Raw genomic sequence first — 8,416 nt, forward strand, 5'->3', positions numbered from 1 at the left:
GCACAAAGCCCGCATCAGGCTCCCCGGGCACCGGCCCAGGCTCGACGGTGGGGCCATGACGCGCACGTTGCGCGCTCGCCGGCGGCGCGGTGGCGGGCGCTGGGCATCGGTGCACAAAGCCCGCATCAGGCTCCCCGGGCACCGGCCCAGGCTCGACGGTGGGGCCATGACGCGCACGTTGCGCGCTCGCCGGCGGCGCGGTGGCGGGCGCTGGGCATCGGTGCCAGCGTGGATATCAATACCGCGTGGGGCGAATTTGTGGGGTTTGTGCTGACCAACGGCGGCATCATGATCAGCCTGTCGCTGGTCGGCGCGCGGATTACCCGGATCGAGAGCTGAGGAGCCATCGATGGAACAGATCCTGATCGTTTACTACTCGCGCACCGGCACGGCGCGCCAGGCCGCCGAAGCGCTGGCGGCGCAATCCGGCTGGCCGCTGGCGGAAGTCGGCGACCAGGCCAGCCGGGCCGGCTTGCTGGGTGATGCGCGCTGCGTACTGGATATCTTGTTGCAGCGGCATGTAGGCTACCGCTACGCCGGCCCGGCGCTGGACGACTGCCGGCGGCTTGTCATCGTCGCGCCCATCTGGGTCGGCCACCTGGCCGCGCCCATGCGCAGCTTCCTGCGCGACCACATGCCACTGGCCTGCAAGACGTCGGTGATCTGCGTGATGGCCCGGCAAGGCGCTTTCAGGGCGGCAGAGGAAATCGCCCGCCTGGCCACCGAGCCGCCGTCGCCGGTACTGGCGCTGCGCCAGGCCGATGTGGCCAGCGGGGCGGCGCTGCCGGCCCTGCGCGCTTTTGCCGAGCAGGTGGAAGCCGCCAACGGCCAGGCCGGCGTCGCGCAGCGGCCAGCATGGATATCGCCAAAGGAAGCCTGAGCGGGCAGGTTTCCACGGCAACCACGCGCCTACCTATATTGAAGCGGAACGAGGGTTTGGCGCGGCAGGTCACGGGCGCGACAAGGCGGGGCCTCGGCGCCAGCAACTGGAGGCGGCGATGAAGATGACAGTTCCCGGTTCACGTGCCGCGGGCGGCGGCGCGCGCTGGCTCGGCCTTGCGGCTTGCTGGCAACCGGTGTTGTTGCCATTGAGGCGCCGCGCCAGCCGGCGCACAGCCAGGCCTAGAGCGCGAAACGGAAATGACCGCTGTGCAGCACAATGTTGTGAGCCGCGGTCAATTCAAACAGCTGCCGCGCCACGCATTCGATATCCTCGCGGTGTCCTTCGAAGGCTTGGATGAGGTCTTCCGGCCGGTGCGAGCGCGCACCGAAGTGGTCTTCCAGTGCCTCCGCCGTGATCGCGTAGCTGGCCGGGATGCCGTTGACGCTGGCAGCGCACTCGAGACAGAGGTCAGCCGGGCAATAGGAGGGGATGGCTTTTGCAAAGACGATCTTGATGGTCATGGCATTGACCCCCGGGGACGGAAAAAGGAAGGCGCAATGAAGTGCAAGGCGGGGCACGGGAAAGGCGCGCGCCGCGGGTACGCCTCCGCAGCTTTCTGCCAGTCTAGGCACTACGGTTGCGTCCGCAAGCCGAACCGCGCGCGCTTCCTGACCCGACGTCAAGCCAGCCGCAAGCCAACCGCAAGGCATCATCAAGCAGGCGCGCAAGATGATGCGCCGCGCACTCATTGCCCCCAACAAGGCTGGCGCGGCTGACGATCTCCAGCTTCATGCCCAGGTAGCTGCCGATTTTCAGGGGGGCATGGCAGCGGGGGCCGGCGGCATTTCCGCCGGCATCCCCGCCGGCAGTTCAGCCGGCATGAATGGCCCGCTTCTTCGTAGCGGCGCCGGTGCTGCCGGCGGTCCCGGTCAGCGTGGCCGCCGTCTGGCTGAATTTTTCGAACATCTCCTGCACTGGCGCGGGCAGCGAAGCGGTGCTCCCGGCCTGCTGCAGCGCTGCGGCCTGGCAGTGCTGCCAGGTCTCGCCGGCTTCCCGCAGTTGTTCCACCATGGCGGTCTGGTTGTGAATGGCGAGACTCATCCAGGCTTGCATCCGCTGTGCGTAATGCTCGGCCTGGTTGCGCAGGAAGGTGGCTGGCACGGTGGCKAGCGTGGCGAAGTCGCCGGCATTCGCCAGCTGCGCGCCTACGTCGTGCAAGGTCTTGATGTCCTTGCGCACGGCATCGAGCTGGAGCTCGAGGAAGCGCTGCCGGGCCTCCTGCATCAGGGTCAGCGCGCGCAGGCCTGCCTCGCAATTGGCTGTGAAGCACGCGAGGGGGACATCGGTCTGGTCTGTCATGGTGAATCTCCTGGATGCGCGCGATAGTGCGGTAACGCGATGACGCGATAGCGCGGCAATGCGCGTGGATTGCCGCTGCATCGCTCACTGTTGTCAACGGTCAGGGCGGGCCTGTCTTACCGGGCATGTCTCATCGGGCCTGCATCGCGCAAATCGAGCGGCGACGCAAATCATGGTTTCGCCCATCTGATGCCCATCTAATGATTCTAGAACCGTGCCGCCGGCCCTTGTTGATCCGCATCAAGCTTGCGGCATATCAAGCCGGTTGCTTCCACGCATGGTCAGACTGGATGGCATGGCGTTGCCGGTACGCTCAGCCTTTCGCTCAACGTTTGCCGAGGAATGGCATGGTTCACCCGGCCGTGGCATGTTGCGTCGCGCTCGGGATTGGCGCGCTGGCTGTCACACGCATCCGGCGCAGGCGCTTTTGTTCGTCAAGCGTCCCCCAGCGCGTGATACAGCTCGTCCTCCTGCGCGAAATGCAGGCGCAGGATCGCATTGAGCTCGTAGAGCAGGCGCCGGACTTCCTGTGCGCTTTCCAGGTCGATTCCGTCCGCGGGCTGGTCCGCGGCGATGCGCTCCAGCATGCCCACCAGGTGGAAGATCTCGCGATGCCCGCCGCTGAGCGCAGCCAGCGGGTCCTTGCCGCCGAGGCGCCGCGCGAGTTCCGGATAGAGGTCGGCGTCGTCTTGGATCTCGTGCGCAAGCAATTGCGCGCGCAGTGCCTCGTTGAGCGCCCCCAGTTCGGCGGCGGCGGCTTCGCCGGGGAGGCTGGCTACGCGATCCGCCATCGATCGCACCTGGTCGAGCACCTGCCCCAGCTCGCTATGCTCGGCCTTCAGTTTGGCGGCCTCGGCCGCCGTGATTTGCGCGGGCTGCCATTCGGGCCCCGGCTTGCGTGCCCGCAGCGCGTTGAGAATCACAACGACGTCGATCAGTTCTTGCAGCAGCGCGCCCGCCAGTGGCGGCAGGTAGCCGAATGCGGCCGCGATCATGGCCGCCAGCGACAGCGCCATGCCCGCCACGACGCTTTGCACGGCGATGCGGCGCGTGCGCAGGGCGATCTGCATCGCCTCGGCCAGGCGGTCGAGGCGGTCGACCAGCAGTACCACGTCGGCAGCCTGTGCCGACGCGGCCGCGCCTGCCGCGCCCATTGCCACGCCGACGTCGGCGGCGGCCAGCGCGGGCGCGTCGTTGACGCCATCGCCAACCATGATGACCGTGTCGTTGCGCTGCGCCTCGCGGATTGCCGCGAGCTTTTGCGCGGGCGTCTGCTGGGCGCGCACTTGCGTCACGCCCAGCATCGCGCCTGTCATCTGCGCCACGTCGTCGCGGTCGCCGGTCAGCATCACCATGCGCTGGATGCCGGCCTGCCTGAGCAGCCTGAGCGCGCGAGGCGTGTCAAGCCGGATCTGGTCCGCGAGCTGCAGCGCGCCGCGCATGGCGCCATCGACGCCAAGAAAGACGGCCGATGCGCCTTCATGGCCCATGCGCCGTACCCATGCCGTACTCCACGGCATGGGCGCGGTTGCGCTGGCCACGTGCGCCWGGGAGCCGATGGTGACCACATGCCCGCCGATCCTGCCGCGCAGGCCGGCGCCGGGATCCTCGGCGACCTCGCCCGGCAACGCCAGCGCCAGGCCGCGCTCGCGCGCCGCGGCGACCAGCGCGCGGGAACTGGCATGCACCGAGGCCTGTGCAAGCGAAGCCGCCAGGCGAAGCACTTCGTCCTGCGCGTGTCCCGGCGCCGCCTCGATGGCCGAAACGCGGGCCTGGCCCGTGGTCAGGGTTCCGGTCTTGTCGAAAAACAGCACGTGGCACTGCGCCAGCCGCTCCAGCGCACCGCCGCTCTTGACCAGGATGCCCCGGCTGGCTGCGCGCGACATGCCGCAGACGATGGCCACCGGCACCGCCAGGATCAGCGGGCAGGGGGTGGCTACCACCAGCACCGCGAGCGCCCGGTGCGCATCGCCGGTCATGATCCAGGCCGCGCCGGCCACGGCCAGCGCCAGCGGCACCAGCAGCAGGGCGTAGCGGTCGGCCAGGCGCATGGACGGGCTGCGGCTTTGCTGCGCCTCCATCACCAGGCGAACAATGCCCGAGTAGGTACTTTGCGCCGCCGTGGCGCCAGCAAGCATCTCGAACGGCGCGCCGGCGTTGACCACGCCGCTGCGCAGTGGCTCGCCCGGCGCGCGGCGCAGCGGCACGGCCTCGCCGGTCAGGGTGGATTCATCCAGTTCGGCAGCCTGGAGCAACGTCCCATCGGCAGGCACCACTTCGCCCGCGCGTACCAGCAGCCGGTCGCCGGGGCGTACAAGGTCTAGCGGTATGGGGCGCCATTCGCCGTTTTCGATACGGCTGGCTTCGCGCGGCGCGTGGTGCAGCAGCGCGCTCATCTCGCTGGCGGCGCGCGCTTGCGCATAGCTTTCCAGCGCGCGTCCGCTGGCCAGCATCAGGGCAATCACGGCGGCGGCAAAGTGCTCGCCCAGCCACCATGCGAAGCCGATGGCCAGCAGAGCCAGGACATCCACGCCGGCATTGCGGCGCCAAGCCGCGAGCACGGTGCTGGCGGCCAGGGCAATCAGTACCGGCAGGACGCCGATCAGCCACACGGTGCGCGCGAGCGCCGCCGATTCGTACCAGTACAGCAGCGATCCCGCGCTCAGCGTGAGCGCGCAGATCGCCAGAAGCCCGAGGTTGAGCCAGCGGTGGTAGCGAGGCTGCGCGGGCGCCATGTTGCCTTCAATCGGCCATCAATCGGCCATCAATCGCGGCGCGAGACCGACATGGCGACAAGTGCCCCGCATACGGCGGCAACCGCCGCGGCCGCACCCAGCGCGCGCCATGGGTGCGCATGCACGTACGCTTCTCCCGAATCGGCCAGATCGCGCACCTGGTCGCGGCCTTGCGCCTGCAACTCGCGCAGGCGCAGCTGCAGCGCCTCCAGCCGCGCCTTGAACTGCTCACGGGCCTGGCCGGCTTGCTCGCCGGTCAAGGCGGCGGCGTCGCGCAGCAATGCCTGCACATCGGCTAGCAGGACGTTGACATCGCGCTGTAGCGTGGCGCGGTGTATGGAAAATGCGGATCTGACGTCGTTCATGGCGCACTCCTGACGGGTGGAAACGATGAAGGTGCGGCGGGATGAAGCAAGGCCACATACCACTATAGATACGGCGCCGGCCCGACGGTTGATTGACATCAAGCCTGAGTCGGATGAGGAGCGCAGCCCACCCGCGCTCGCTTCCTGCCGCCGCTCGCTTCCTCCCGCAAGCGGATACAGCCGGGGCCGGCAGCTAGTGCCGGGCCCGGGCTGCGGCCCGCTGCGGCATCAGCAGCAGGCAAAGCGCCATGAAGCCCAGCAACGCTGCCGAAGCACTGAAGCGGCCCAGTGCCAGCCCGCCGGATTGCAGGGGTTTGTCGAGGAAGTCGCCAAGCACCGCCCCGAGCGGGCGCGTCAGGATGAAGGCCGCCCAGAACAGCAGCGTGCGTGAGATCCGCGTGCGGTAGTAGGCCAGGGCTAGCAATGCCAGCAGCAAGCCGAAGATCGCCATGCCGCCCACGTAGCCCATCCCGGCCGTGTCGGCAGTCCAGTCTCCCAGCGCCGTGCCAAGCGTCTGCGAGAACATGATGGTGACCCAGTAGCACAGCTCGGCGCGCGGCGAATGCACGCTGTCGACCGAGACCGTGCCAAGCCAGCGATACCACAACGCCAGCGACGCCAGCAACAGCAACGCCAGCAACGTGGATCCCCCGGCGTAGCCGATGCCAAGCGAGCGGTCCGCGAAGTCCGCCAGGGTCGTGCCGACCGTGGTGGTGGCCACGATGGTGGCCCAGTACAGCAGCGGCTGGAAGCGCGTGGCGCGCACCTGGGCGCAGACCACCATCAGGAACACCGCGGCAAAGATCGCTGTGCTGACCAGGTAGCCCAGTCCCATCGTCATGGACAGCGCATCGCCGCCGGTCTCTCCGAGCGTGGTCGCGGCGATCTTGATCAGCCAGAATGCCAGTGTGACTTCCGGCACTTTGCTGGCCGCTGCGGCGCTGGCCTCGTAGCTGGGGCGTGCTGTCATGTTGAACTCCTTCGACGTTAGGCTTGGCGCGGCGGACTCCTGCCACCGCAAGGATTGCCAGATACTAGTTCGCGCGGGATTAAGGCAGCATTAAGGCCGCGTTGTGGCACGACGGGCGGGTCGGAGGCGGAAAGTTGACTATCAGCCGCTGGCGCGTGGTGGCGGGAGGCTCATCGTGCCTGGCCCGAACGCGCCGGGCCAGAACGTGACGGGATTCGACGTCAAAAGACGCCAAGTGCAAGACCTGCCGCCAATCCAGCGCCCAGTTCGGCACAGTGCGCCAGGTCCTCGGCGCCGATCTCCTTGGGTGCCAGAATGCGTTCAGGTGTCTGTGCATGGGTGCAGACGATCAGGCCCGGCGCCACACACTTGAGCCGCCAGCCGGTAGCGATGCGTTCGACCTGGCGCAGCGCGTTTTGCCCGTCGCTGCCGGCACAGATCATGGCCGCGTACGGGCGGCCGTTCACACGGTCAAGCGCCGCGTAGTAGCAGCGATCGAAGAAGTCCTTCATCAGCCCGGACATCGCAGCCAGGTTCTCCGGCGTCGCGAACAGATAGCCGTCGGCCGCCAGCACATCGTCCGGACCGGTCTCGGCCGCTCGCTGCAGCCTGACCGCGACGTCCGGCTRCAAACGCGCCGCGTCGGCTGCCGCCTCGGCCATCTGCTTTGTTCCCCCAGTCATCGTGTGGTAGATGATCAGCAGCGTCTTCATTCGTTCCTGCTCGCCGTGCGCCGGTATGTTGCGAACTCTATCACGCCCCAAACACCGGCTCGCCGGCGCTGATGGGGGCTGTGAGCGCCAATTCCCTAGCTGAGGATCTGCCAGCGCTTGCACGAGAAGAGCGACCCCATCGTTCTCGAAATAGGACTCTGTCGCCCACTTTGGCAGTCTACCGGCCATGCCGCCTCACACCTATGCTCTAGCCGCAACGACACGATTGAATCCAATCATGCCCTTGATCGGCGAGCCCATTGATGAGCCTGTCGTAGGTTACGGTCCCTTCGTGATGAACAGCCAGGAGGACATCGTCCAGGCCTATGCCGACTTCAACAGTGGGCGCCTTGGCCAGATGGTTGGGTAGATCCTGTTCAGCCGCCACATGGCGGCGGAGCATCCAAAATCCGGTGCAGATGCACCTTCACCCCCAAGGAGAAGCACGATGAGCACACCTGCTAACTTCAATGGCCAGCGCCCGATGATTGACCCCAGCGATTCGGCCATGCTGCTGATCGACCATCAGAGCGGTCTGTTCCAGACTGTGGGCGATATGCCCATGCCTGAACTGCGCGCCCGTGCCGCAGCCTTGGCAAGGATGGCTACGCTTTCCAAGCTGCCGGTCATCACCACAGCCTCCGTGCCGCAAGGGCCCAATGGCCCGCTGATCCCGGAGATCCACGAAAATGCGCCGCACGCCCAGTATGTCGCCCGCAAAGGCGAAATCAATGCTTGGGACAATCCGGATTTCGTGGCGGCGGTGAAGGCCACCGGCCGCAAGACGCTGATCATCGCGGGCACCATTACGAGCGTGTGCATGGCCTTTCCCTCGATTAGTGCTGTCGCGGATGGCTACAGGGTTTTTGCCGTAGTCGATGCATCTGGCACGTACTCGAAGATGGCGCAAGAGATTACGCTTGCCCGTGTTGTACAGGCTGGGGTGGTACCGATGGACACTGCCGCGGTCGCTTCGGAACTGCAGAAGACCTGGCACAGGGATGATGCCATGCAGTGGGCCGAGATCTACACCAAGATCTTCCCCGCGTACCAGTTGCTGATCGAGAGCTACACCAAGGCCCAGAACGTGGTGAAGGACAGCGAGGTGCTGGACTCGGCGCGCTGACGCTCCGCGCGTGCCGGTGCGCCGCTGGATGGCACGCTTGACGCCTGTTCCGTCCAAGTCGTTCCAAATCTGGGACGCTGATATGTGCTGGCGGTATCTATTCGACCGCTTGTGGCGAACGCATACTTCAGGTTTTTCGCGTGAAGTCCAGCCAGGAGGGGCGGCGAGCCGGGGAATGGTTCGCCATGCCGATGGCATCCTCTGGATTTGTGTTCACTTCCAACGCGATGGCGCTGTTCAGGTTAAGCGTGGATAGCTGCTAGAC

8 protein-coding genes and 2 pseudogenes are annotated in these 8,416 nt (G+C 66.8%); 4 read left to right on the forward strand and 6 right to left on the reverse strand.

Annotated elements, in window-relative coordinates:
* A pseudogene (locus AC1DS3_RS31235) lies at nt 1–339 on the forward strand (hypothetical protein); the annotation flags it as partial.
* Between the two features lie 10 nt (nt 340–349).
* Complete coding sequence (locus AC1DS3_RS31240) at nt 350–880, forward strand: flavodoxin family protein (RefSeq protein ID WP_441632001.1); 531 nt, start codon at nt 350–352, stop codon at nt 878–880.
* Nucleotides 881–1,122: 242 nt separating this feature from the next.
* On the opposite strand, the gene AC1DS3_RS31245 is transcribed toward AC1DS3_RS31240, so the two are convergent.
* The 6 genes from AC1DS3_RS31245 to AC1DS3_RS31270 all read right to left on the reverse strand — a co-directional run bounded on the left by AC1DS3_RS31245 (nt 1,123) and on the right by AC1DS3_RS31270 (nt 7,025).
* Complete coding sequence (locus tag AC1DS3_RS31245) at nt 1,123–1,404, reverse strand: DUF1488 family protein (protein WP_441632003.1); 282 nt, start codon at nt 1,402–1,404, stop codon at nt 1,123–1,125.
* 349 nt (nt 1,405–1,753) lie between these two features.
* Nucleotides 1,754–2,242 carry a phasin family protein gene (locus tag AC1DS3_RS31250; protein ID WP_441632004.1) on the reverse strand — a complete coding sequence of 163 codons (489 nt, stop codon included), beginning with the start codon at nt 2,240–2,242 and terminating at the stop codon, nt 1,754–1,756.
* 434 nt (nt 2,243–2,676) lie between these two features.
* The gene (locus AC1DS3_RS31255) at nt 2,677–4,977 is read right to left on the reverse strand and encodes a heavy metal translocating P-type ATPase (RefSeq protein ID WP_477128655.1); all 2,301 of its coding nucleotides are present in this window, start codon (nt 4,975–4,977) and stop codon (nt 2,677–2,679) included.
* A gap of 29 nt (nt 4,978–5,006) precedes the next feature.
* Nucleotides 5,007–5,342, reverse strand: a complete 336-nt coding sequence (locus tag AC1DS3_RS31260) for an ElaB/YgaM/YqjD family protein (protein WP_441632008.1) — start codon at nt 5,340–5,342, stop codon at nt 5,007–5,009.
* Between the two features lie 193 nt (nt 5,343–5,535).
* Nucleotides 5,536–6,312 carry a COG4705 family protein gene (locus tag AC1DS3_RS31265; RefSeq protein ID WP_441632009.1) on the reverse strand — a complete coding sequence of 259 codons (777 nt, stop codon included), beginning with the start codon at nt 6,310–6,312 and terminating at the stop codon, nt 5,536–5,538.
* A 221-nt stretch (nt 6,313–6,533) separates the two neighbouring features.
* On the reverse strand, nt 6,534–7,025 hold the full coding sequence (locus tag AC1DS3_RS31270; protein ID WP_477128656.1) for a flavodoxin family protein: 492 nt from the start codon (nt 7,023–7,025) through the stop codon (nt 6,534–6,536).
* Nucleotides 7,026–7,260: 235 nt separating this feature from the next.
* Between AC1DS3_RS31270 and AC1DS3_RS31275 the strand changes: the two are divergent.
* Both AC1DS3_RS31275 and AC1DS3_RS31280 read left to right on the forward strand, forming a co-directional pair.
* Nucleotides 7,261–7,395, forward strand: a pseudogene (locus tag AC1DS3_RS31275) (pirin-like C-terminal cupin domain-containing protein); the annotation flags it as partial.
* 78 nt (nt 7,396–7,473) lie between these two features.
* Nucleotides 7,474–8,151, forward strand: coding sequence for an isochorismatase family protein (locus AC1DS3_RS31280; RefSeq protein WP_441632013.1), 678 nt, complete (start codon nt 7,474–7,476; stop codon nt 8,149–8,151).
* The last annotated feature ends 265 nt before the right edge of the window (nt 8,152–8,416 follow it).

Source organism: Cupriavidus sp. 01L46, from assembly GCF_056399905.1.

Bases quoted from the DNA above. Each gene is read 5' to 3' on its own strand.
- AC1DS3_RS31245 (WP_441632003.1), bottom strand. From the start codon at position 1,404: ATGACCATCAAGATCGTCTTTGCAAAAGCCATCCCCTCCTATTGCCCG.
- AC1DS3_RS31260 (WP_441632008.1), bottom strand. From the start codon at position 5,342: ATGAACGACGTCAGATCCGCATTTTCCATACACCGCGCCACGCTACAG.
- AC1DS3_RS31280 (WP_441632013.1), top strand. From the start codon at position 7,474: ATGAGCACACCTGCTAACTTCAATGGCCAGCGCCCGATGATTGACCCC.
- AC1DS3_RS31240 (WP_441632001.1), top strand. From the start codon at position 350: ATGGAACAGATCCTGATCGTTTACTACTCGCGCACCGGCACGGCGCGC.
- AC1DS3_RS31265 (WP_441632009.1), bottom strand. From the start codon at position 6,312: ATGACAGCACGCCCCAGCTACGAGGCCAGCGCCGCAGCGGCCAGCAAA.